This window comes from Actinoplanes lutulentus, assembly GCF_003259845.1.
GTDB lineage: Bacteria > Actinomycetota > Actinomycetes > Mycobacteriales > Micromonosporaceae > Actinoplanes > Actinoplanes lutulentus.
The window spans coordinates 193,101-215,336 of sequence record NZ_QLMJ01000022.1 but is presented as its reverse complement, the minus strand read 5'-3'; the positions used below and the strand labels follow the sequence as shown (position 1 = coordinate 215,336).

At 68.8% G+C, this 22,236-nt stretch carries 19 protein-coding genes and 1 pseudogene; 9 read left to right on the top strand and 11 right to left on the bottom strand.

All coding sequences use genetic code 11. The features are described from left to right. Positions 1 to 241, bottom strand: a 241-nt coding sequence (locus B0I29_RS46430) for a hypothetical protein (RefSeq protein WP_220091537.1), incomplete at its 3' end; no start/stop codon positions are given. 489 nt (positions 242 to 730) lie between these two features. On the opposite strand from B0I29_RS46430, the gene B0I29_RS37385 reads away from it, so the two are divergent. Together B0I29_RS37385 and B0I29_RS37380 are read left to right on the top strand one after the other, a co-directional pair. Further along, entirely contained in the window at positions 731 to 1,009 is a 279-nt protein-coding gene (locus B0I29_RS37385; RefSeq protein ID WP_111653883.1) for a hypothetical protein, read from the top strand. Between the two features lie 302 nt (positions 1,010 to 1,311). Further along, on the top strand, positions 1,312 to 2,409 hold the full coding sequence (locus B0I29_RS37380; protein WP_111653882.1) for a glycoside hydrolase family 19 protein: 1,098 nt from the start codon (positions 1,312 to 1,314) through the stop codon (positions 2,407 to 2,409). A gap of 102 nt (positions 2,410 to 2,511) precedes the next feature. On the opposite strand, the gene B0I29_RS37375 is transcribed toward B0I29_RS37380, so the two are convergent. Next, positions 2,512 to 2,928: an MmcQ/YjbR family DNA-binding protein gene (locus tag B0I29_RS37375; protein ID WP_111653881.1), complete on the bottom strand. Its 417-nt coding sequence runs from the start codon at positions 2,926 to 2,928 to the stop codon at positions 2,512 to 2,514. A gap of 113 nt (positions 2,929 to 3,041) precedes the next feature. Here B0I29_RS37375 and B0I29_RS37370 point away from each other — a divergent pair, with 113 nt between their 5' ends. The 3 genes from B0I29_RS37370 to B0I29_RS37360 all read left to right on the top strand — a co-directional run bounded on the left by B0I29_RS37370 (position 3,042) and on the right by B0I29_RS37360 (position 7,205). Further along, entirely contained in the window at positions 3,042 to 4,163 is a 1,122-nt protein-coding gene (locus B0I29_RS37370) for a hypothetical protein (protein WP_111653880.1), read from the top strand. A gap of 136 nt (positions 4,164 to 4,299) precedes the next feature. Beyond that, positions 4,300 to 4,494: a hypothetical protein gene (locus tag B0I29_RS37365; RefSeq protein WP_111653879.1), complete on the top strand. Its 195-nt coding sequence runs from the start codon at positions 4,300 to 4,302 to the stop codon at positions 4,492 to 4,494. After that, positions 4,461 to 7,205: a helix-turn-helix transcriptional regulator gene (locus B0I29_RS37360; RefSeq protein WP_245973072.1), complete on the top strand. Its 2,745-nt coding sequence runs from the start codon at positions 4,461 to 4,463 to the stop codon at positions 7,203 to 7,205. Before B0I29_RS37365 ends, B0I29_RS37360 begins: the two co-directional genes overlap by 34 nt. Here the strand turns inward: B0I29_RS37360 and B0I29_RS37355 are convergent. The 4 genes and pseudogenes from B0I29_RS37355 to B0I29_RS37340 form a co-directional block, all read right to left on the bottom strand. Then, positions 7,174 to 8,646, bottom strand: coding sequence for a multicopper oxidase family protein (locus B0I29_RS37355; RefSeq protein ID WP_111653904.1), 1,473 nt, complete (start codon positions 8,644 to 8,646; stop codon positions 7,174 to 7,176). The genes B0I29_RS37360 and B0I29_RS37355 overlap by 32 nt on opposite strands. Before the next feature lie 86 nt (positions 8,647 to 8,732). Further along, positions 8,733 to 9,395, bottom strand: a complete 663-nt coding sequence (locus B0I29_RS37350; RefSeq protein WP_111653877.1) for a response regulator — start codon at positions 9,393 to 9,395, stop codon at positions 8,733 to 8,735. Then, on the bottom strand, positions 9,392 to 10,441 hold the full coding sequence (locus tag B0I29_RS37345; RefSeq protein WP_111653876.1) for a sensor histidine kinase: 1,050 nt from the start codon (positions 10,439 to 10,441) through the stop codon (positions 9,392 to 9,394). The genes B0I29_RS37350 and B0I29_RS37345 overlap by 4 nt, the downstream gene beginning before the upstream one ends. Before the next feature lie 4 nt (positions 10,442 to 10,445). Next, positions 10,446 to 11,177, bottom strand: a pseudogene (locus B0I29_RS37340) (class I SAM-dependent methyltransferase). A gap of 86 nt (positions 11,178 to 11,263) precedes the next feature. Between B0I29_RS37340 and B0I29_RS37335 the strand changes: the two are divergent. Both B0I29_RS37335 and B0I29_RS37330 read left to right on the top strand, forming a co-directional pair. After that, on the top strand, positions 11,264 to 12,211 hold the full coding sequence (locus tag B0I29_RS37335) for an NAD-dependent epimerase/dehydratase family protein (RefSeq protein WP_111653875.1): 948 nt from the start codon (positions 11,264 to 11,266) through the stop codon (positions 12,209 to 12,211). A gap of 645 nt (positions 12,212 to 12,856) precedes the next feature. Next, on the top strand, positions 12,857 to 13,906 hold the full coding sequence (locus B0I29_RS37330) for an FAD-dependent oxidoreductase (RefSeq protein WP_220091535.1): 1,050 nt from the start codon (positions 12,857 to 12,859) through the stop codon (positions 13,904 to 13,906). Here B0I29_RS37330 and B0I29_RS37325 read toward each other — a convergent pair. Next, entirely contained in the window at positions 13,839 to 14,201 is a 363-nt protein-coding gene (locus B0I29_RS37325) for a winged helix-turn-helix transcriptional regulator (RefSeq protein WP_111653874.1), read from the bottom strand. The genes B0I29_RS37330 and B0I29_RS37325 overlap by 68 nt on opposite strands. A gap of 99 nt (positions 14,202 to 14,300) precedes the next feature. Between B0I29_RS37325 and B0I29_RS37320 the strand changes: the two genes are divergently transcribed. Then, a complete protein-coding gene (locus B0I29_RS37320) occupies positions 14,301 to 15,143 on the top strand; it encodes an alpha/beta hydrolase (protein WP_111653873.1) in 843 nt (280 codons plus the stop codon). On the opposite strand, the gene B0I29_RS37315 is transcribed toward B0I29_RS37320, so the two are convergent. Further along, positions 15,094 to 17,805, bottom strand: coding sequence for an ATP-binding protein (locus tag B0I29_RS37315; RefSeq protein ID WP_181558173.1), 2,712 nt, complete (start codon positions 17,803 to 17,805; stop codon positions 15,094 to 15,096). The genes B0I29_RS37320 and B0I29_RS37315 overlap by 50 nt on opposite strands. 94 nt (positions 17,806 to 17,899) lie before the next feature. On the opposite strand from B0I29_RS37315, the gene B0I29_RS46105 reads away from it, so the two are divergent. After that, the gene (locus B0I29_RS46105; RefSeq protein WP_181558172.1) at positions 17,900 to 18,475 is read left to right on the top strand and encodes a hypothetical protein; all 576 of its coding nucleotides are present in this window, start codon (positions 17,900 to 17,902) and stop codon (positions 18,473 to 18,475) included. A 6-nt stretch (positions 18,476 to 18,481) separates the two neighbouring features. Here B0I29_RS46105 and B0I29_RS37305 read toward each other — a convergent pair whose 3' ends face one another. The 3 genes from B0I29_RS37305 to eboE all read right to left on the bottom strand — a co-directional run bounded on the left by B0I29_RS37305 (position 18,482) and on the right by eboE (position 22,235). Further along, positions 18,482 to 19,639 (bottom strand): glycosyltransferase family 4 protein, encoded by a 1,158-nt coding sequence (locus tag B0I29_RS37305; protein ID WP_111653870.1) that lies wholly within the window; start codon positions 19,637 to 19,639, stop codon positions 18,482 to 18,484. A 152-nt stretch (positions 19,640 to 19,791) separates the two neighbouring features. Next, the gene (locus B0I29_RS37300; RefSeq protein WP_111653869.1) at positions 19,792 to 21,153 is read right to left on the bottom strand and encodes an alkaline phosphatase family protein; all 1,362 of its coding nucleotides are present in this window, start codon (positions 21,151 to 21,153) and stop codon (positions 19,792 to 19,794) included. Next, positions 21,150 to 22,235, bottom strand: a complete 1,086-nt coding sequence (eboE, locus tag B0I29_RS37295; RefSeq protein WP_111653868.1) for a metabolite traffic protein EboE — start codon at positions 22,233 to 22,235, stop codon at positions 21,150 to 21,152. Before eboE ends, B0I29_RS37300 begins: the two co-directional genes overlap by 4 nt. Between the last annotated feature and the right edge of the window lies 1 nt (position 22,236).

Below are 22,236 nucleotides of genomic sequence, written 5' to 3'. Positions count from 1 at the left end.
ACCTGCGGTGGACAGCCGCGTGCGAGCGATCCCACCGGTCACCTCGACCAAGCCTGGCCGGGCTGCGGTCGTACTTCAATGAAACAAGTAGCCGCAGCCGCCGGGCATGCCGCTGAGCCAACCCCCACGAACGATGCCGCTCGTGCTCCCGCCGAAACTCCTCAGCCGCCACCGAATAATTGCGGCGCAGCGTCCGATCCCGAAGATGCCTCGTCGGAAACAAAGAAAGCTGCTGCGCCATTCCTCCATTGTCCGCAGCCCAGCCAGCAACAACGATGACCCCAGCCCGAATTTCACATCAAGAAACGTTTCTGAAATCGCCGAACCTTCCAGACCCAACACACCAGAAATTGCTTCGTCTGCGGCACGGGTTGGTCACCTCAGCAGCTGCCGGAAAGGGCCGGCGCGGACCCCGGCAGCCGCGCTCCGAGCTGAAGATGATCCCCGCACGAGGCCAGCGCACAGGCACAGCACACCACCGGGTGCGGATCCACCACGATGAGGGGAACTCCGCGACTTCAGAAAATCCACAGCACGAACCCGGCCGAAGTCACCGGCGGGACACGCCCCGGGACACGGGCGAACGCCACCGCCAACGAAGCCCTTTCCCCTACTCTCCGCAACCTGATCATGCCACGCAGCGACATCCGCGCCCAAGCACACCCCACCCTGCCCCATTTCACTCACGAGTGGGTCACACCCCCGAACCGGCCAGATACGGTTAACCACTATGACGACCTATTCCGGTCCGGCGAGGCTCACTCTTGTCGACGGCACCCACGTGTCCGGCATGGCCTCGCTCAGCACCAATCAGCGCGGTGGCATCGAGGGCTGGGGTGGCACGTTCCGCCCGGACCAGACGAGCGACGACATCCGCAACGCGAGTGACGGGCTGTACCTGGAGTTGCCGTACGACCAGATCGGCGCCGTGGCAGTCACCGGCGTACGGAAACTGCTCGCGACGCAGTTACTCGTCTCGCTCGCCGGCAGCGGCCCCGCCCCGTTCTGACGGCGGCAGGCCACAAGAAGCCCGCAAAAGGCCAAAAAAAAGGCCGTAAAAGGCCACAACCGGCCGCAAAGCGCCGCGAACATCCCCCCAAGGAAGCCAGCAGCTTCCGCCACGACACAACAAACACAACACCGCGAGACCGATGGCGCCGCTCATGCGGCGCCATCGCCGTTTTCCGGCCGCGTACCGAATCCTGAAGTTTCTTAACAGATGCCTTGACTCCCCACCCGGCATCTAGTTGAGTCGATGTACCCCTGATCCCCCTCGCACCAGTACGTCCCTCGACGTACGGAAGGTGAACTATGCCCAGAAGACGGCTTCTGTCGATCGTGGCCGCGGTCAGTGTCGCCCTGGCCGGCGCCGCCGCGGCGATCCTGCCCATGACGGCTTCCAGCGCCGCCGAAGCCTGCGTGACCGCGTACAACAGCTCAGCGGTGTACACCGGGAACATGCGCGCTTCCTACAACGGCCGCAACTGGACCGCCAAGTGGTGGACCCAGGGCGAGGCCCCCAGCACCGGCGGCTCCGGCGTCTGGGCCGACAACGGCGCCTGCGGCGGCGGCACCACGAACCCGCCGCCCAACACCGGCACCTGCAACCACCCGAACTGGGTAGCGGGCCAGTACTACGCGGCCGGCTCGATCGTGCGGTACACCAACGGGCTGTACTACGTGGCGACCAACGCGAACCCGGGTTACGACCCGGTCATCAGCACCTGGTACTGGTCGCCGTACACCTGCACCGGCGGCGGCACCACGACTCCGCCGCCCGGCAACAGCGGCGGCTTCCCGGTCAGTGAGGCCCAGTTCAACCAGATGTTCCCGAGCCGGATCGCGTTCTACTCGTACTCCGGCCTGATCGACGCGATCAAGAAGTTCCCGTCGTTCACCACCACCGGCAGCGACACGGTGAAGAAGCAGGAGGCCGCGGCCTTCCTCGCCAACATCAACCACGAGTCCGGCGGCCTGGTCTACGTCGAGGAGATCAACCAGGCGAACTGGCCGCTCTACTGCGACCGTAACCAGCCTTATGGCTGCCCGGCCGGCCAGAGCGCGTACCACGGTCGCGGCCCGATCCAGCTGAGCTGGAACTTCAACTACAAGGCAGCCGGCGACGCACTCGGCATCGACTTGCTGAACAACCCGGACCGGGTCAAGAACGAGTCGTCGGTCGCTTACCAGACCGCCGTCTGGTACTGGATGACCCAGCGCGGCCCCGGCACGATGACCCCGCACGACGCCATGGTCAACAGCCGCGGCTTCGGCGAGACCATCCGCAGCATCAACGGCTCCCTCGAATGCAACGGCGGCAATCCCGCCCAGGTCCAGAGCCGCATCAATGCCTACAACCGCTTCACCGCCATCCTCGGCGTAACCCCAGGCTCCAACCTCTCCTGCTAAAAAAACAAAAAACAATTGCTGGGGTACGCGCAAAAGCCCGTACCCCAGCAATGTTCATTCAGTATCGACGCGCCCGCATTTTGTCGCCGTCCGCGGACTGTATCAACGGCACGCCAGCCAGGTCGCCGCCCGCCGTGCCGACGCCTGGGACAGCCACGCGTCCTGAATGACCTCGGCCAGCTCCGCCCGCGAAAGCTCACCGATCCGGCTGGCTCGCACGAGAACCGACAGATGCCCGTTGAAATGCGCGGTGGTGAAGAACGGCGAACCCTCGTCCTGCACCAGCGCCTGCTTGTCCGCCTCGGTAGGCACCCAGAAGACGATCACATCGGTCAGCCGCTCCCCGGTGACCGCGTCGACAGCGTCCGGCCGCGGATTGCGAAAGAAGACGAACGACTTCCGCCCCACCTGATAGACGGGGTTATCCCCGGTCCCGTTCTCGACGGTGACGTGCGGCATCCCCGCAGCGATCTCATGCACGTCCTCGACCCGGGCAGCCAGCCCCTCACCGTCGGCCATGACCCCACCCTAAGCCGGATTCCCGGCACCGCCACGCGTGATGTCACCGGCCGTCAACGCGGGGTTCATGGCACTGTCGACCGGCGGCGCACGGCCACCTGCATCATCCCGGGATGCTTGGTGATCAAGAAGTCGCCGGACTGTACGCCGCCGCGGACTCCGGTGACCTGACCTCGTTCCAGACGCAGATCCCCCAACTGTGGCGGGCCGTCGCGCAGGCCGAGCCCAGCGAGGCGACCGAGGTCCTGGAGAGGATCACCGGCTTGTTCGAGCGGGTGCCGAGGCCCGCGGCCGCCTACCTCGCTGTCGTAGCCGGCCGGCTGGTCGATCGTGGCGCGGCGCCAGGAACACTGCCCGGAGTCCTGGCCGACGCCCTGGTGGAGATCCTGGAGCTCGCGACCGGGTTCGTCACCGCCTGGCGCCGTGCGCTCGGCTCGTCCGCGCCACTCCCCGCCGGCGACGGCGAGCAGCAGGACTTCGACGCCGCCGTGGTCGCGCTGACCAGGAGCAGCCGCCTGCCGTGGCGGCGCGGGTCGACGGTCGACGAGGCGGTGGCCCTGGCCGGTGCGTGGTTCACGCTCGGCGAGTGGCAGACACCGGTGGTCGCGCTGCTGCATTCGCGCGAGGTGCGGGCGGACTTCCCCCGGCGACCCGAGATCACCGCACTGATCACCCGCCTGCGCGAGGACCGTCACGACCTTCAAGGACTGCGGAATCTGCTCGCGATCCTCGATGACGAGCCGCTGATCGTGGTGCATCGCGAACAGCGGCGGGGCTATCGGGTGCGCATCTCCGGAGTGGGTGACAACTTCCAGCTCTACACGCTTCTCGCCGACACGCTGATCGGCGATCCCGGGCAGGGGCTGCTCGACGGTGACCGGCCGGAGCCGTCCTGGGTCGCCGCGGCGACGACCGGCCCGGCGGACGCCGCCGATCAGATCGACGCGCGATTCCAGCTCACTGACGGCGACGGTCAGTACATCCCGCTCGAAGGACGTCCGGCGGACATCCCGCTGTCCCGCGGAAGCCGGGTGATCGTGCTGGACCGGGTTGCGGTGAGCCGCAGCTGGGACGTCGGCCGCCGGCACGACTGCGCAGCGCCCGAGGTCCGGCTCGACGAGATCCTCACGGTGGACGAGGTCGATCGATGGCTGTCCCAGGTGGCCGGGCTGATCCCGACCGGCCTTCCCGCGGTGCGCATCCACCTGAGCATGCGGCCCCAGGCGGGCGTCTAGGTATGCCTAGGCCACCTAGGCACCCCTCCTAGACGCCGCTGACCTGCGAAGATAGGTAGCCACTCCCGATGTGACGGCTCCCCGGAAGTCCGACGATGGATACATCAACGGAACGACGGAACACAGGAGTCAGGTCATGATGATGCACCCGGACATGCTGCTCGAACTCGTACACGATCGTCAGCGTGAGCTGATCGCGGAGGCCGACCGAGGCCGGCTTCTGGCCCGTGCCCTGAAGGCACGGCCTCGCCGGACCAAGAAGCCGGTCCGCGGACAGCCCACCGGTACCCTGGCGTCGTGCGAACCCTCCGCGGTGGTGCCAGCCCGGTGATGATCGGGCGGGAGAGCGAGCTGCGTCGATTGACGCAGCTCGCTGCCGCGCATGAGCCGGCGGTCGCGATCATCGCGGGCGAGCCGGGCATCGGGAAGACCCGCCTGGTCCACGAGCTGCTGGCGAGTCTGCCGGCCGACACCGTGGTGCTGGTCGGGCACGCCGAGCCGGGCTCACTGTCCCGCCCTTATGAAGTACTGCTCGACGCCATGGACGGCACCACGAGTGAGGACCAGCTCCAGGCTCTCGCCGACCCGCGTCGCAGCCCGGTCGAGCGCCTGCACACCGGCCTCGCCATCCTGAACCGGATGATCGGCGACTCCCCCGCCGTCGTCGTCTTCGAGGACCTGCACTGGGCCGACTCGGAGAGTGCCGCGCTGTTCGAACGGATCGCCGACGGGCGCGGGCCACGCCTGCTCATCGGCACCTACCGCCCGGACGAGGTGACCCGCCGCCAGCCCGTCGCCGGCCTACTGGCCCAGATGGAGCGACGGCACGCCGTCACCCACGTACGCCTCGATCGTCTGACGCCGTCGCAGACCGCGGCCATGCTGGCTGCCGCGACCGGCTCGCCAGCGCCGCTGCGCGCCGCGGCGGCGCTGCATCACCGCACCGGCGGCAATCCCTTCTTCTTGGAGGAATTGTTGCGCGCACTTCCTGGGTACGACGCCGAAGCACTCGTGGAACAGCCCCTGCCCTGGAGCCTCGCCGACGTCCTGCGCCGCCAGGTCGAGGACCTGGACCCGGTGAGCCACCGGATCGTCGAGGCCGCGACCGTGCTGGGTCACCGCATCCCGTTCGACCTGCTCGCCGACGTGACCGGCACCGGCGAGGACGAGCTCATCGCGGTACTGCGCGACCTGGTGACCCGCGGCGTGCTCGTGGAGTCCGGTGAGGACGAGTTCGCGTTCCGGCACGCGCTGGTCCGTGAGGCGATCGCCGACCAGATGCTGGGCCGTCAGCGCCGCCGGCTGCACGAGGCGGCGCTGGACGTGCTGCTGCGGGAGAGCGCCGATCCGGCGATGGTGGCGCATCACGCCCGCGGCGCCGGACGGTACGACGACCTGGTCGCCGCCGCCCGTCGCGGCGCCGCGCTGTACCTGTCGATCGGGTCGGCCTATCAGGCGTTGCAGCTGGCCGAGATGGGCCTCGACGAGGTGCCCGACGACACCGAGCTGCTGGCCTCGGCGGCCAAGGCGGCGTGGCTGGCGGGCCTGCTCGACGACGCCCTGCGGCACGCGCGGCAGTGGCGTGACCTGGCGAGCAGCAGCACCGACCGGGCCGAGTCGCTCTATCTGCTGGTCCGGCTCGCGTGGGAGACCCGGGAGACCGCCACCATGCGCGGGCTGACCCACGACATCGAGACGCTGATCGCGCAGCTGCCGCCCGGCGCCGACCAGGCGCGGGCGATGACCGCGATCGCCCAGTCGGCGTACCTGCGCGACGACGCCGACGTCGCACTGCTCTGGTGCGACCGGGCTCTCGCGCTCGCCGACGAGTTCGACCTGCCTTCGGTACGCCTGGCCGCGCTGGTCGAGAAGGGTTCGACACTCGCCGAACGGCCGCAGACCGCCGCCGACGGCCGCACCATCCTGTCCGGGCTGGTCGACGAGGCGGAGAAAGCGGGCGAGTGGGTTCTCGCGGCCCGAGCGTTGAACGCGCTGGTGCACGGTGTGCCGCCGACCACGCCGGCCGAGCACGCCGAGATCCTGGAACGGATGCGGGCCGCCGCCGAGCGGGCCGGTTTCGAGTCCCTGTCCGTGGCCACGTACTTCCAGGGTGGCGCCCGGCTGGCGTTGCGGGCCGGCGATCTGCGGGCCGCGATCACCGCGCTGGAGGAGGGCCGCGAGCAGGACCTCAGCTATCGGCGCCGGGGCCGCTGGGCCGATTACCACGGTGTCTTCCTGGCCGGGCTCTACCTGGAGGCCGGCGAGCTGGACCGGGTCGAGCCGATCATCAACGACCTGGCGGCACTGCCGGACAATCCGCCGAACACGATTCCCGGCCTGGCGTTCCACCTAGCCTGCCGCCGCGGCGATCTCGCCCGCGCCGAGGCGACGCTGGACCAGCTGTTCGCCGAGCTGGACGAGCAGCCGTGGCGCAGCGGCGAGCAGGCCCACGACCTGATCTCGGCGGCGCTGGAGATCGGCCTGCCCGCGGACCGCCTCGACCGGATGGCCCGCGACCTGCTCGACGTCAACGTGTGGGACGCGTTCCGCACGCTGGTCGACGCCCAGGTCGCGGAGGCGCACGGCCGGCACGCCGAGGCCCTGGCCGGTTATCTGTCCATCGTCGAGGCGCACATCCTCGGGCCGACGCTGCGCGGAACGGTACGCGTCGGCGCCGCCCGCTGTCTCCTGGCAGCCGACCGTCGCGAGGAGGCGACCGCGCAGGTGGACGCGGCCGCTTCGCTGCTGTCCGGGTGGGGTGGCTGGCGGGTGGCGCAGCTCGCCCAGGTCCGCGCTCAGCTCGGTCTCGCCCCGGCCGGTGTGGACGCCGCGGTCACCGGGCCGGCCGCGCTGACACCCCGCGAGCGGGAGGTGGCGGTACTGATCAGTGAAGGGCTGACCAACGCGGAATTGGCGAGGCGCCTGCACATCTCGCCGAAGACGGCCGCCGTGCACGTCTCGAACATCCTGCGGAAACTGGGCGTGTCCTCGCGTACCGAAGTGGCGCTTTTCATCGGTGACGGTGACCGGGCGCGAGGGTGAGTGGAACGCGGTTTTCGGTGCCGGGTTCGACGACGACGAATTGACCCATCATTCCTTTGTCCTCGTGGCGCAGCAGATGGCAGTGGTACATGTACGGCGTCAGCGGGTCGACGAATGCGCCGAATCGCACGAGGAGCCGGGCTGTGGCCTCTTTCGGAAGGAAGACGGTGTCCTTCGGGCCGGCCTGATACGCGGGCGGCGGTGTCCCGTTGATCTCCAAGATCCGGAAGACGACCTCGTGGATGTGGAAGTTGTGGGCGTAGGTGGTGTTGTCGATCTCCCAGATCTCGACGGCTCCGGCCGAGACGACCTCGTCGATGCGGGTCATGTCCATGTCCTTGTTGTTGATCTCGGAGCCGGAGAGCTCGAACCGCCGGACCGTGGCGCCCGCCGGCACGGCCGGGACCGGTGTGCCGCCAAGCGTGGCGGGTAACGGATCCGAGTCGTCGAGCCTGCTCCCGGCCACGATCTTGAGCAGGGTGAAGTCGTCTTCTTCGATGTCGTTGGCGGATCTGCTGTCCTCGCCGAGGCTGTTCATCACGACGGTCTCGCCGGCGGTGAACCGCACGACGACCTCGATTCGCTCCCCCGGGCTGATCTTGACGCGGTCGACGGGAGCCGGGCGTTCCAGCGGGCCGGCGTCGGTGCCGATCACGTCGAAGGTGCGGTTGTCGGCGAAACCGATCCGGTAGACGCGCGTGTTCGAGGCGTTGAGCAGCCGGAACCGGACGAGCCGGGTGGTCACCTCGTGGAACGGGTCGTAGGTGCCGTTGATCAGGATGGTGTCGCCGAGCAGGCCGAACGTTCCGCTCTCCACGCCGCTGGTGTCGATGGTGCCGTCGCGGTCGAAGTTCTTGTCCTGGACGATCAGCGGGATGTCGTCGACGCCGTATTCCGACGGCAGCGGCGGGCCGTCCGGGTCGTCGATCAGGAACAGTCCGGCCAGGCCCCGGTAGACGTGCATGGCCGTCTCCTCGTGCAGGTGCGGGTGGAACCACGAGGTCATGGCGGGCTGGTCGATGGTCCACTCGGCGATCCAGGTGGCGCCCGGGTCGATCATCTGGTGCGGGCCGCCGTCCATCCGGGCGGGCAGGCGCATGCCGTGCCAGTGCAGCGTGCTGGTCTCGGCGAGGCGGTTCGTGACGGCCATCCGGACCTTGTCGCCGCGGTGGGCACGGACCGTGGGGCCGAGGTAGGCGCCGTTGATGCCCCACGCGCCCTCGGTGACTTTCCCCGGGATGAGCTCGGCGCGGCCGCCGGATTGCAGGGTGAGCGCGAATCGTTTCGCGCCGTCAGGGTCGGTCGAATGGTCCGCGAGCGGCGGGATGCGCAGCCGATTGGTGAAACCGAGCTCGTCGTTTCCGCCCGCGTGCGAACATCCGCCGAGAAATGCTCCGGCGCCGGAGAGAACGGCCAGGGAGAGAAGACTCCTGCGTTTCATGAATACCAGCGTCACATTCGATGACTGCGCCAGTAATCCGCTGTCTCCCCCATTTCCCCGCACCGGCGCATACATCTGAGGATGTATCAGGGAAGCCAGCCGGGCACGATGCGGCCGGATTCGTAGGCGAACACCACCAGCTGCGCGCGGTCCCGCATGCCGAGCTTGGTGAGGATCCGGCTCACGTGTGTCTTCGCCGTCGCATAGGTGATCGCCAGCTCGGCGGCGATCTCCTCGTTGGACCGGCCGGCCGCGACCAGGTCGAGGATCTCGGCCTCCCGGGCGGTCAGCACGTCCAGCCGGGGCACCGGCGGCGGCGTCACCCGGGACGCCACCTCGGCGATCAGGCGGCGGGTCACCGACGGCGCGAGCAGGGCGTCACCGCGGGCGACCACCCGGACGGCGTGGATCAGCTCGACCGGTTCGATGTCCTTGAGCAGGAAACCGCTGGCGCCGGCCCGGATGGCGCCGTAGACGTACTCGTCGGACTCGAACGTCGTCAGGATGACCACCTTGACGCCGGCCAGGGTGGCGTCGGCGCAGATCGCTCGGGTGGCGCCGAGGCCGTCGATGCCGGGCATCCGGATGTCCATCAGGAAGACGTCGGGGCGGGTCCGCCGGGCCAGGGTGATCGCCTGTTCGCCGTCGGATGCCTCGCCGACGAGCGTGATGTCCGGTTCTCCTGCCATGATGGCGCGGAAGCCCGCGCGTACCAAGGCCTGGTCGTCGGCGAGGGCGAGGGAGATCATCGCGTTCCGTTCCCGGTGAGAGTGTCGGTGGGAGTGGGTGTCGCGGGCAGGCGCGCGCGGACCCGGAAGCCGCCGCCGGGTCGCGGCCCGGCCTGGCAGTCGCCGCCCAGGGCCGAGGCGCGTTCGATCATGCCGCGAATCCCGTTGCCGGCGATGATCTCGGTCTCCGAGAAAGAGCCGTCGTCGTCAACGGTGATCTCCACGGCCGTGTCGGTCTGCCGGATGGTGACATCGACGCTGGCCGCGGAGGCGTGCCGGACGACATTGGTCAGCGCCTCCTGGATGATCCGATAAGCGGCGAGCTGGACCTCCAGCGGGGGTTTTTCACCATCCACTTGGGTACGCACAACGAGGCCGGCCGCTTCAGCCCGGCGAAAAAGGTCGGCCAGCCCGGATAAATCGGGACCGTCCTCACGGAGCACACCGAGCACCGACCGGATTTCTTTCAGCGCTTCGCCGCTGGCGGAACGGATCGCCCGCAGCGCGTCAAAAGCGCCGTCCGGATCACGGGTGTGCAGGGCAGCGCCGGATTGCACACTGATCAGCGAGATCTGATGGGCGAGAACGTCATGGAGTTCCCGCGCGATCCGAAGCCGTTCCTCCACGGCCGCCTGCCGCTCAGCCTGCTTCTCGCGGAACCTCGCGACCTCCCCCAGCACCACCGGCAACAAGAGAATCGGCACAATCCCGAGAACAGCCGGAAACGCCTCCTCCGCCGTCGCGACCAGAATCGCCGACAGCACCGCCACCGCACCGGCCGCCAGAACCCACCCGCGATGACGCGCCACCGTATAAAGCGCGATCGCCAAACTCAGAACGACCGGCGCATCCGGAAACCCCAGCGGGTAATAAACGAGCGTGACCACCCCGGTGACGACCAGCACCGCGACCGGAAACCGATGCCGCCACAGCAACACGCCGGAAGCGACAATCATCAGACCGAGGCCGACCGGCAGCAACGGCCGGCCCGCATCATCCGCCGTGGTCAGCGCGGTGAGGACGTCGAGCCCGAGCACCCCGGCGACGACGGCCGCATCCCACCGCATGCTCCTACTCTAAAGCCGGGCGCCCGATCGCCACCCACGCCGCCGCGCTGAGCTCCACGGGTCCTTCCTCCGGCAGCAGCGAAGCGCACCGATCGCGCAATTCCGCGCGCCCCCGCTCGTCAAGGCCTCGCACATAAGTTCCCGCGGGTCCGACCCCGAGGGTGAACGGCTCCCACCAATCCGGAAAATCCTGGAACCGAGCCGTCACCCGCAGAACCGCCGGCTCCACGTCCCGCAATCCGGCCTCGGCGAACAATTCCGCGAGGTGCCCTTCCCGCGTTCCGGCCAATTCCGATTCCCCGCTGACCGCGGGATCCAATGACCGGACCGCCTGCCAGAACTCGGTGAGCGGTCCGCCGCCGGCTGCGTAATCCCAGACGCAGGCGCCAACCACCCCTTCGGTACGCGTAACCCGCGCCATTTCCCGAATCCCGGCAACCGGATCAGTCATGAAATGCACGACCAGCGAAGCCAGCGTCAGGTCGAACGACTCGTCGGCGAACGGCAGCCGCTCCGCCGACGCCTACCGCACGTCAACCGCCGGCAACCTCGCCCGGCTGGCGGCGACAAAGGACGACGACGGATCGACAGCCGACACGAACTCAGCACCGAGCCGATCGCCAAGCACCGATGTGAGCGCCCCGGGCCCGCAGCCGACATCAAGCGCCCGCTGCCCGGGCAGAGGCCGGACCAACGACGCGAACTCGACGGCGAGCGGCTCGGAGTACCTGCCCATGAAACGGCCGTAGGCGTCTGCCATGACCTCAAAACTCATGGCCGAAAGCCTAAAACACGCATTGACGTGCGTGACAGACTCGCGGGATGCGCGTCTTCATCACCGGCGCCAGCGGTTTCATCGGCCAGGCCCTCGCCGCCCGGCTGCGAGCCGAAGGCCACACCGTTTCCGGCGTCGACCTGCGCGCCTCCGCCGGTGTGGTCGCCGGCGACATCAGCGCGGGCGGCGCCTGGCAGCCGGCCACCGCCGACCTGTTCATCCACACCGCCGCGGTGGTCTCCAACGGCGTCGGCCTGGCCGGCCAGTGGAAGGTCAACGTGCGCGGCACCCGCAATGCCCTGGACGCGGCGGTCCGCAGCGGCGCGACGCGTTTCGTGCACTTCTCGTCGATCCGGGCCTTCTCCGACCTCGGGTTTCCGGACGGCGTCACCGAGTCACACCCGGTACGCCCGGACGGCAACCCGTACGTCGACACCAAGATCGCCTCCGAGCAGGTGGCGCTGCAGGCCCACGCTGCCGGCGAGATCGACGTGACGATCATCAGGCCGGGTGACGTCTACGGCCCGGGTTCCCGGCCGTGGACCCTGATGCCCCTGGAATTGATCAGAAAGAACCAGTTCCTGCTGCCGGCCCGGGGTAACGGCATCTTCAGCCCGGTCTACATCGACGACCTGGTCTCCGGCGTGCTGCTGGCTCGCGCGGATGACGCGGCGGGCCAGATCTTCACCCTCACCGGTGGGGCAGGTGTGACCTGCCGGGAGTTCTTCGCCCACTACTACCGCATGCTCGGCAAACGCAGCCCCCTCTGCCTGCCGACACCAGCGGCGGTGGCCGTGGCGGCAGCGGCCGGACGGGCGTTCGGCCTGGCCGGGCCCACCGAGTTCAACGCCATCTCGATGCGCTACTTCGCCCGCACCGGCACCTACTCGATCGAGAAGGCACGGCGGGTGCTCGGCTACGAACCCAAGGTCGACCTGCCGGAAGGCATGTCCCGCACCGAACGCTGGCTCCGCGACCAGCACCTGATCCCGTAACCCCTGACCCGATAGCGACCGCCCCAAGTACGACCCCGTCCCGCCACCGATCACGAGCGTGTCGATGTACAGCGCAATCCGCACCCGAGATCGACACGGGAGCTGGAGTCTGCCGGGTTGTGTCGATCTCGGGTTCGATCCGGGAGTTGCCGTGGCGAGCCGTAGCTCAGACCTGTAATCAGGGCCCCAAAACATTCCTGGACGACGGCTCAGGTCGTCAAGCCGTAGTCCAGACCCGTTATTCGGGTCCGATGACAGATCTGAGCTACGGCTCGCCTGCGACAACCCCGCCACTGAGCAAGCGGTATCGGCCAACCCGGAGTCGGCCAGCGCTTACGGTCGCTGGCAGGGCTCAACCACGACCACGAGCGCCAGCCGAACAACCGTGGTGTTCAGCCGAGGGCTGGCTGTCTCGTATGGCTGCCGGCTGTCGCCTATGGCGACCACGGTGTACAGCCACGGCCCGGAGAACTCGCGCTTACGGCGTTCGGCAGGCCGGCGAATGGGCGGACGGACGGGCGGACGGGCGGGCGGGCGGACGGGCGGGCGGATGCAAGATCGAGTCCGGGAGAGCGAGGAAGAACTCGTGAGGAATGATCACCCTCTGCTACTTGTTTGACGAAACAAGGCAGCGAGGAGATGACCATGGAACGGCGCACCACGGTGACGGTGATCGGTGGCGGACAGGCCGGGCTCTCTGCCGCCTACCACCTCCAGCGCCGCGGTTTCGACTTCGTCGTGCTCGACGCCGACGCCGGCCCGGGCGGCGCCTGGCAGCACCGCTGGGCCTCGCTGACCATGGAGACCGTCAACGGCATCTTCGACCTGCCCGGCCTGCCGAAACCCGCCATCGACCCGGCCGAGTCGAGCAGCACCGCGATCCCCCGGTACTTCGCCGCGTACGAACGCGCCTTCGACCTGCCGATCCTGCGCCCGGTGACAGTGCAGGCCGTCGAGCGTGACGGCGACGACCTGCGGGTCACCACCGACCAGGGCACCTGGCTCACCAGCGCCGTGATCAACGCGACCGGCACCTGGACGAACCCGCTGCTCCCGGCCTACCTCGGCGCGGAGACGTTCCGCGGCCGCCAGCTGCACACCCACGAATACACCGACGCCGCCGAATTCGCCGGCCGCCGCGTCGCGATCGTCGGCGGTGGCATCTCGGCGATCCAGCAGCTGGAGGAGATCTCCCGAACCGCCACGACGTTCTGGTACACCCGGCGCGAACCGGTCTTCATCGACGAGTTCCGGCCCGAGCAGGAGGGCCGCTCCACCATCGCGAAGGTCATCGCCGACGTCGAGGCGGGCCGCCCGAGCAGCAGCGTCGTCTCGTACACAGGTCTGGGTTGGACGAGTTACGCACGTGCCGCGCAGGAGCGCGGGGTTCTGACCCGGCGACCGATGTTCACCGCGATCGAACCGACCGGCGTCCGCGAAGCGGACGGCACCCTCACCGAGGTCGACACGATCCTGTGGGCCACCGGCTTCCGCGCGGCGCTCGCCCATCTGGAGCCGTTGCGGCTGCGCGGACCGCTCGGCGGCATCCCGATGCGCGGCACCCAGGTCGCGGCCGAGCCGCGGATCCACCTCATCGGGTACGGCCCGTCGCAGTCCACCATCGGCGCTAACCGGGCTGGTCGTGAGGCTGTGGCTGCTCTGCGCCGCCTGATTCCAGAGCCCACGCGCATATAGCGGCGAGCGGCTCCTGCAACGTCTTGCCGAGTGCGGTCAGCGCGTATTCGACGTGCTGTGGCGGCCGTTCCTTGAGCACCCGACGTTCCACCAGGCCGTCGGCCTCCATGTCGCGCAGCGTCTCGGTGAGCATCTTCTGCGAGATCCCGGCCACCCGTCTGCGCAGGTCAGCGTGCCGGGCCGGACCGGCGAGCAGCGCGTAGATCAGCAGCACCCGCCATTTCGACGCGAGCCGTTCCAGAGCCTGCCGGGTGGCACAACTCTCCTCCAGCACATCCGGAATGACGAGCGCCATGAACCAACCTCCGAAGGGCACCAGAAAGTGCCTTCTACCTCTGCGCGGTGATGCGTCCTACCGTCTGATCCAACGATAGTCGTCGAAAGGATTCCTCGAATGCCCGAGAGCGTCACGTTCACGGCCGACGGCATCACCCTGGCCGGGAACCTCACGGTCGCCGGTTCCTCGAACCCCGCCGTCGTCCTTACCGGACCGTTCACCGGTGTGAAGGAGCAGGTCGTCGCGGTCTACGCGGAACGGCTCGCCGAACGCGGCATCACCACCCTCGCCTTCGACCACCGGGGCTTCGGCGAGAGCGGCGGCCGCCGCGCCCACGAGGACAGCCAGGGCAAACTGTCCGACCTGCGGGCCGCGGTCAGCCTCCTGACGCAGTACACCGACCGGATCGGCGTCGTCGGCGTCTGCCTCGGCGGCGGTTACGCCCTGAAAGCCGCCGCGACCGACCCCCGGCTGCGCGCGGCCGTCGGCATCGCCGGCGCCTACAACAGCCCGATCAGGTTCAGCGCCGGCAACCCTGCCGGGTACCGCCAGGCGATCACCTCGTTCATCGACCGCTACGACGAGGAGCTGCCGGCGGTCGCGCCGGACGGTGGCGAGGCCGCGATGGGCGGCGACGAGCCGTACGCCTACTACGGCACCAAACGCGGTACCGCGGCGAACTGGGAGAACCGGGTCACCTACGGCTCCCTGCACTCGCTGATGACCCTCGACGCGCTCGGCGCCGCCCCGGTGCTCGGCGACACCCCGCTGCTGATCGTTCACGGACGTACCGACGACTACTGCTCACCGGAGCTGGCCCAGGCCGCCCACGACGAGGCATCCGGCCCGAAGGAACTGCTGTGGCTCGACGCCGGCCAGCACATCGACCTCTACGACGTGGAACCCTACGTCACGCAGGCGGCTGACGCGGCCGCCCGTTTCCTTCACCAGCACCTCTGAGCAGGGCGGCGACGGTTTCCGGCAATGTGGTTGCCGCGGCAGCCCGATAGACCGCGGCGACTGCGGACCCACCCAATGCCGCGCGTGCCGCCGCCTCCGACTGCTCCCGATCGGCGATCTCGTCGGGCGTGAAGCTCGGCGCACCCAGCGCCGACCGCTCCCGCTCGGCGAGCACGAGCAGCCCCAGCCCACCGGCTGGATCCCCTTCCAGCACGTCGAGCTGCGCCAACCCTTCGATCGCATCGAGTTGCCCCTCGACGATCCCCAGCTCGGTGTAGATCTCCAGCGCTTCCCGCATCGCCAGCCGGGCCGGCTCATATCGGCCGCGCCGACGATCGGTCGTGGACAGATTCGACAGCGCGGCCGCCACCCCACGCTGATCGTTCAACGCCCGGAACCCGTCGAGGCCCCGCGCGAACAACGCCTCCGCCTCATCCAGCCGGCCCATGCACCGCAGAGTCCCGGCGGTGTTGTTCGACGCCGCCGCGACCATCCGCGCGTCCGACGCCTCCTCCGCGATCCGTAACGCCTCGTAACCGAACTCCAGGGACGCCGGATAGTCCTCCTGCGCCTGCGCGGTGATCAGCAGGTTGTTCAGCGCCGCGATCACCCCGATCCGGTCGCCCACCGCACGGAACGTCGCGAGGCACTGCTCACCCAGCTGCCGCGCTCTGTTCAGATCTCCGGAGTTCCTGGCCAGCGCCGCCGCCGCCCGCAACGATCGTCCCCGCAGGGCTGTCGGCTCATCCGGGGTGGCGTCCAGCGCACGCCCGAGCCAGGACAGCCCCTCGGCCATCCGACCGGCGACCCACCAGTACCACCACATCGCCGCCGCGATCGTCAGACCCTTCGCGGCGTCACCCTCGGTGAGACTCCAGTCGATCGCCGCGACGATCGTGTCATGGTCCGCGCCGATTCCGGCAACCCACGCGGTGTGCGCCGGGCCGTCCATCGGCGGCGGCTCTGCGAGCCGTCGCTCCAGGATCAGAACCAGTCTTGTGTACGCGTCAACGCGCTCCTCCGCCACCAATCGTTCCCGGGCGAACTCCCGAATCGTCTCGATCAGCCGGTACCGCCCGTCCTGCCACTGCACCATCGACCGGTCGACCAGCTGGGTCAGCGGATCGAGCGGATCACTATCGGTCAGCGCGGCCGCGGTCGCCAGGTCGAATCCACCGGCGAGCACCCCGAGGCGCCGCAACAGGTCCTGCTGCGGCGTGTCGAGCAGCTCGTAACCCCAGTCGATCGCGGCCCGCATGGTCTGGTGCCGTGCCACCGGGGACACCCCGGTCAGCAGGTCGAGCCGCCGGTCCAGACGCGACATGATCTCCGACAGCGGCAGGGCGCGCAGCCGGGCGGCGGCCAGCTCGATGGCGAGCGGCAGGCCGTCGAGGCGACGGCACAACTCGGCGGCGACCGTCAGCTCGGCCGGGGTGAGCCCGGCGCCGCCGCGTGCGGCCGAGACTCGGTCGGCGAGAAGGCGTACCGCATCGGTGTGGTCTGTCGCCCCCGGCGGGGGCGTCGCCAGACCGCCCAGGGTGACCACGACTTCTCCGCTGAGACCGAGCGGTTCGCGGCTGGTCGCGACCAGCCGCAGCCCGGGGCAGGCGGCGGTCAGGGCGTGGGCGAGAGCGGTGGACTGCGGGCGCACGTGTTCGCAGTTGTCGAGCACGATCAGGACCCGCCCTGTCGCGTTCACCCAGCGGGTGACCGTGTCGAGGACCGGCACCCCCGGCTCCTCCCGAACGCCGAGCGCGGCGGCCAGCCGCAGGTTGAGCGGCCCGTCGCGGTGCTCGGCCAGTTCGACGACGTGCACCGCGTCGTGGTCGGCGGCCATCTCGCGGGCCAGTTCCAGGCTGAGCCGGGTCTTGCCGGCGCCACCGGGCCCGGCGATCGTCAGCAGCCGGGCCGTCCCGAGCAGGGTGATGGCCCGGTCCAGTTCGGCGCGGCGGCCGATGAAGCGATTCGGTTGCGCCGGAAGTCCGGCGGCGGGCCGGTCGAGGGTCGGATCCTGCCGGCGTATGGCGGCGGCGAGGGCTTCGAGTTCGGTGCCCGGCGCCGCGCCCAGTTCGGCAAGGGCCTCCGTCGTCTTTTTCAGAGTGGCGAGCGCCTCGCCGGCCCGGCCCGATCTATACAGCGCCAGCATCAGCTGCCGGACCAGGCCCTCGTCGGTCGGCTGCTCGGCGACCCATCCGGCCAGCTCGGTGGCGGCCGCGACGTGCCGCCCGCTGTCCAGCGCCTGCCGCGCCCACTGCTGCCGGGCGGCCAGCCGCAGCTCACCGAGCCGGGCCGCGGCCGCCTCCACCGATTTCCCGCCGCCGGCGTTCTCGTACGCATCCCCACGCCACAACCCGAGATCACCGGAGTCCTCGAACTCCGCGGCGTCAAAACCCGCACCGCTCAGATCGAGCCGATAACCACCCGGCGCGGTCGTCACCCGATCGCCGACGACCTTGCGCAGCGCCGAGACGTGCATCTGCAGGGTCGCGGCGGCTGTCGACGGCGCGCCGTCCGGCCACAACTCGGTGAGCAGCCGATCGATGGTGACCGGCCGTCCCCGGGCGGCGAGCAGCACCGCGAGAAGGGCGCGCGGTTTCGGCGCCGGGGTGACGACGTCGTCGTTGATGCGGATCTGCACCGGACCCAAGACCTCGAACCGCACCGGCACCTCTTCGGCTCTTTCTGGGCTCTGTTTTGGCGCTTTTTTGGTGGTGTCCCTCAGGCTGTCCGCACAGGTCAGACAAGGGAGTGACACCATGCTAAGCGCTCGACGCACCGGCACCATCCTCATGACCACTTTCGTGGCCGCGGCGCTGGCCGCCTGCGATTCTTCCGCTCTTTCTTCTTCGGATCTTTCCTCTTCAGACCAGGACTTCTCGCTCGGTCCGCGACTGACCGTGACCCTGAAGCTCGACGGCGCGATCACCGTCACCGGCGAGCAGACCGCCCTCGCACCCTCCGGCGGCGCCAACTTCCTGAAGAGCTGCTCCGAATACGCCCAGGGCAACACCGAGCAAGCCCTGTTCATGAGTCCCGGCCTGCTCGACGGCGACGTCGACGGCAAGAAGGTCACCATCGAGATGTGGATCGACGACTACACCGGCCCCGGATCCTTCCCCAAGGATCGCCTGGCCGCGCCGGGTTCCAGCCCGAGCATCGCCGTCGACAACGTCATCTACGCCACTTGGCCGGACAGCACGGGCAGCAAGGCGGTCATCAACGACGACGGCAGCGGTGAGTGGACGTTCACGAAGCTGGCGACGACCGGACCGGGCGGGCTGCCCGGGGACGCGGTCGACGGTTCGGTGAGCTGGACATGCCGCGATAAATAGCTTTTGTCAGCTCAGCTCGCCGAACAGCTTCTCCCACTGCTCGGCGATGACCGGCGATTCGTACTGCGCGGCGGTGATCCGCCCAGCCTTGCCCATGGTCTCCCGCTCGTGACCGTTCTCGATCAGCCGCGACAACCCAGCGGCCAGACCGGCGACATCCTCCGCCGGCACCAGCAACCCGTTCACCCCGTCGTCCACCACATCCGCCGGACCGGTCGGGCAGTCGAACGACACCACCGGCAGACCGGAACTCATCGCTTCGAGCAGCACCATCGGCAGCCCCTCCTTGCGCGAGCTCAACACGAAGATCGACGCCTTCGCCATCTCCCCGTCGAGGTTGCGGCTGATCCCCCGCAGCCGCACCACATCACCGAGCCCCCGCTCCTCGATCATGCCGGCCAGCTTCGCCTGCCACTTCCCCGCACCGAATATGTGCAGCTCCCAGTCCGGATGCGCCGCATGAACATCGACGAAGGCCTCAATCAGAAGATCAAAACCCTTCTGCCGGATCAGCCGCCCGGCGGCGGCAACGACGTGCGCACGCTCCCCATGGGGTACGCCTGACCGAGGCGGAATACCGTTCGGAACACGCTCGATCCGGACGCCGTCGCCGAGGGCCTCCCGATAGGACGCCAGGTCGGCGTGGGTCAGCACGGTCACGGCGTCCAGCTTCCGATAGGCCCGCACGATCTCGGCCTGCAGCCCCGGCTTGTAGCTACCGAAGTTCAGATGATCCTGTCCGATCCGGATCGCTCCCCGCGGCCCGGCCCACGCGGACAGCAGGTTGAGCGCGGGCCTCGTGGTGATCAGCACCGACCCACGAGGCTGCGCCCGCAGATAGCGGACCACCTTGAGATCGACGACCGGATCCCAGCGCTTGTACCGGAAATCCCGCCCGTGCGGCAGCCGGTTGGCGAACATCCGCGCCTTACGCCACACCCGCCGCCGTCCGTCGGCTTTGAACTTGGTGCCGTCTTCCCGCAACTCATTGAGACAGACCAGCCGCACCCGAGGATCCAACGGCAGCGCCGGCGCCTCCCCACCCCGATAAACGCTGGCGATCTCCACGTCATGCCGCTCACACAACGCGTTGGCCTGATTGAAGACCGTCCGGATCGTCCCGCCGACCCCATACGCGTTGTGCAACAGATACCTGATGTTCACGTGCGCCAAGATATGGCCTCAGGTCAATTCCGGTGGTCCCGTCGATGTCGCGAGGTCTCGTCTATGTCGCAGGTCTCGTCTATGTCGCAGGTCTCGTCTATGTCGCAGGTCTCGTCTATGTCGCGAGGTCTCGTCTATGTCGCAGGTCTCGTCTATGTCGCGAGGTCCAGCAGGAAGTCCTTCACCTCGGTTGCGGCTATCGATGACCGGGCCGCTGACGCCGATGAGCACAGCAGCACCGGCGCGTCCTCCGCCGACGACGGCAGCCGGCCGTGCGACCCCCGTACCGCCCGCGCCCCCGCGTCCAGCCCGACGACGTTCATCGAGTACCGCATGCCGAGCTTCTTGCGGGCCAGTGCCACCCCCGCCCGCCGTTTCGCCGCCGCCGGAGCGGCCGGGTCGAAGAACAGCTCGGCCGGGTCGTACCCCGGCTTGCGGTGGATCTCGACGTTCCGGGCGAAGTCCGGGGCCGCCGCATCATCAAGCCAGTAGTAATACGTGAACCACGCGTCCGGCGAAGCGACAAGCACCAGCTCACCGGACCGGGAGTGATCCAGGCCGTACGACGCCTGGCCGGCCGCGTCCAAGACCTGGTCGACGCCAGGCACCGTCGCACAGATCTTCGCGACCTCGGCGACGTCCCGGGGCGACCGGACGTAGACGTGCGCGATCTGGTGGTCGGCCACGGCGAAAGCCCGCGACGTCCACGGGTCGAGGTACTCCATCCCGGCCTGGGTGTAGACGTTCAGCAACCCTTCCGACCGCAGCACCCGGTTGATGTCGACGGGCCGGCTCGCGTCGGTGATGCCGTATTCGGACAGCACCACGACGGTCGCGTCCCGGGCGAAGGCGGCATCCAGCAACGGGCCGAGAATCGCGTCCAATTCCACTGCGGCGGCAACGGCCTGCGGCGATGACGGGCCGAACCGCTGCAGGTCGTAATCGAGGTGCGGCACATAGACCAGGGTGAGATCAGGATCGTGCATCGCCATCACTTTCGTGGCGGCTTCGCAGATCCATTTCGACGACGCCAGGCCGGCGCCCGGCCCCCAATAGGTGAACAGCGGGAACGTGTCGAAAGCGTCGTGCAGCGACGGCGGAGACGTGTAGCAGTCCGGATCCTTACGACCGTCCGCGTGATAGATCGGCCGGGGCGTGATCGTCCAGTCCACATCGGCGCCCATCGCGTACCACCAGCAGATGTTCGCGACCGTACTACCGGGCTTCCGTTTGCGCAGCGTGTCCCAGATCTTCTCGCCGCCGACCAGGCCGTTGTGCTGCCGCCAGAGGAACACTTCGCCGAGTTCGCGGAAATACCATCCGTTGCCGACGATGCCGTGTCCGGCCGGTGTTTCCCCGGTGAGGAACGTCGACTGCACCGAGCAGGTGACCGCCGGCAGGATCGTACCCAAGGGGGCTTGAAATCCGCTGTCGGCGACCGCGCGCAGGCGCGGCATGTGCGCGAGCATGCGCGGGGTGAGCCCGACGATGTCGAGCACGACGAGACGCGTCACGAATCTGTCTCCCCGAATAGCAGGTCGCGGGCGAACGCCAGTTCGGCAGCGATCCCGGCGGCCAGCTCGGCGTCGTCGCGCGGCCGCTGCGCCGCCGGCAGCACACCCCAGGTGTACGTCTCCACGTCGAAGTGATCACATTCGGACCGCAGCTCCCGGACGGCGGCGCGGGTGACCGCGACGGTCGAGGTGAGCGGCGCGGCCGGCGCGGCATGCAGGGGTACGTGATAGTGAATCCGCCACGGCCCGGGCAGCCCCTGCTCGATCGCTTCGTCGAGGTCATCGGTGGCCTCGCCGGACGCGCTGCGGGTCTGGTGCAGGAACCGGGGCTCGACATAGTCGTGCAGCACGTCCGAAAATGAACTCGCTTCGAGCGCCGCCGAGATCTGCACCTTCACGATCGGAATCCCGGCCGACCGCAGCCGACCGACCGCTTCGGCCGGGTCCTCCCAGGCGCAGGCCAGGTGGGCCAGATCCAGGCAGACACCGATCCACTCGTTGTCCAGCCGGGACACCTGCTCGACGGCCTGGGCGGTGGTCTCCACGACACAGCCCGGCTCGGGTTCGAGTCCGACTCTGATCGGTCGCCCCGCCACGTCCGAGATCTCGGCGAGCCCTTTGGCGAGGTCGTCGAGCCGCCGGGCGGCGGTGCCGGCGTAGGTGGCGTCCCACGGTGTGCGCCAGGCCAGCGGCAACGTGGAGATCGAGCCGCGCGCCGCGGTGTCCGGCAACAGATCCGCGAGAATCCGGGCAAGGTCAAGGGTGTACTGCAGCCGATCCGGCGTGGTCCAGTCCGGGTGATAGACGGCGTTCTTCACGACCGGCGCCTGAAAAGCGGCGTACGGAAAACCGTTCAGCGTCACCACTTCGAGCCCGCGGACGTCGAGTTCCCGCCGCAATCTCCGGCGCAATTCCACCGATTCGGCGAGCGCCGAGGCGACCGGCGCCGCCAGCCACAGCCCGAGCCCGAGGACGTCGGCGTCGAGGTGGGCGCGGATCCGCACCGCGTACGTGTCGAGCTGGCCGATGATGCCGTCCAGGTCCTCGGCCGGGTGCACGTTCGTGCAGTAGCTGAGATGCATC

Bases quoted from the DNA above. Each gene is read 5' to 3' on its own strand.
- B0I29_RS37385 (WP_111653883.1), top strand. From the start codon at position 731: ATGACGACCTATTCCGGTCCGGCGAGGCTCACTCTTGTCGACGGCACC.
- B0I29_RS37380 (WP_111653882.1), top strand. From the start codon at position 1,312: ATGCCCAGAAGACGGCTTCTGTCGATCGTGGCCGCGGTCAGTGTCGCC.
- B0I29_RS37375 (WP_111653881.1), bottom strand. From the start codon at position 2,928: ATGGCCGACGGTGAGGGGCTGGCTGCCCGGGTCGAGGACGTGCATGAG.
- B0I29_RS37370 (WP_111653880.1), top strand. From the start codon at position 3,042: ATGCTTGGTGATCAAGAAGTCGCCGGACTGTACGCCGCCGCGGACTCC.
- B0I29_RS37365 (WP_111653879.1), top strand. From the start codon at position 4,300: ATGATGATGCACCCGGACATGCTGCTCGAACTCGTACACGATCGTCAG.
- B0I29_RS37355 (WP_111653904.1), bottom strand. From the start codon at position 8,646: ATGAAACGCAGGAGTCTTCTCTCCCTGGCCGTTCTCTCCGGCGCCGGA.
- B0I29_RS37350 (WP_111653877.1), bottom strand. From the start codon at position 9,395: ATGATCTCCCTCGCCCTCGCCGACGACCAGGCCTTGGTACGCGCGGGC.
- B0I29_RS37345 (WP_111653876.1), bottom strand. From the start codon at position 10,441: ATGCGGTGGGATGCGGCCGTCGTCGCCGGGGTGCTCGGGCTCGACGTC.
- B0I29_RS37335 (WP_111653875.1), top strand. From the start codon at position 11,264: ATGCGCGTCTTCATCACCGGCGCCAGCGGTTTCATCGGCCAGGCCCTC.
- B0I29_RS37330 (WP_220091535.1), top strand. From the start codon at position 12,857: ATGGAACGGCGCACCACGGTGACGGTGATCGGTGGCGGACAGGCCGGG.
- B0I29_RS37325 (WP_111653874.1), bottom strand. From the start codon at position 14,201: ATGGCGCTCGTCATTCCGGATGTGCTGGAGGAGAGTTGTGCCACCCGG.
- B0I29_RS37320 (WP_111653873.1), top strand. From the start codon at position 14,301: ATGCCCGAGAGCGTCACGTTCACGGCCGACGGCATCACCCTGGCCGGG.
- B0I29_RS46105 (WP_181558172.1), top strand. From the start codon at position 17,900: ATGCTAAGCGCTCGACGCACCGGCACCATCCTCATGACCACTTTCGTG.
- eboE (WP_111653868.1), bottom strand. From the start codon at position 22,235: ATGCATCTCAGCTACTGCACGAACGTGCACCCGGCCGAGGACCTGGAC.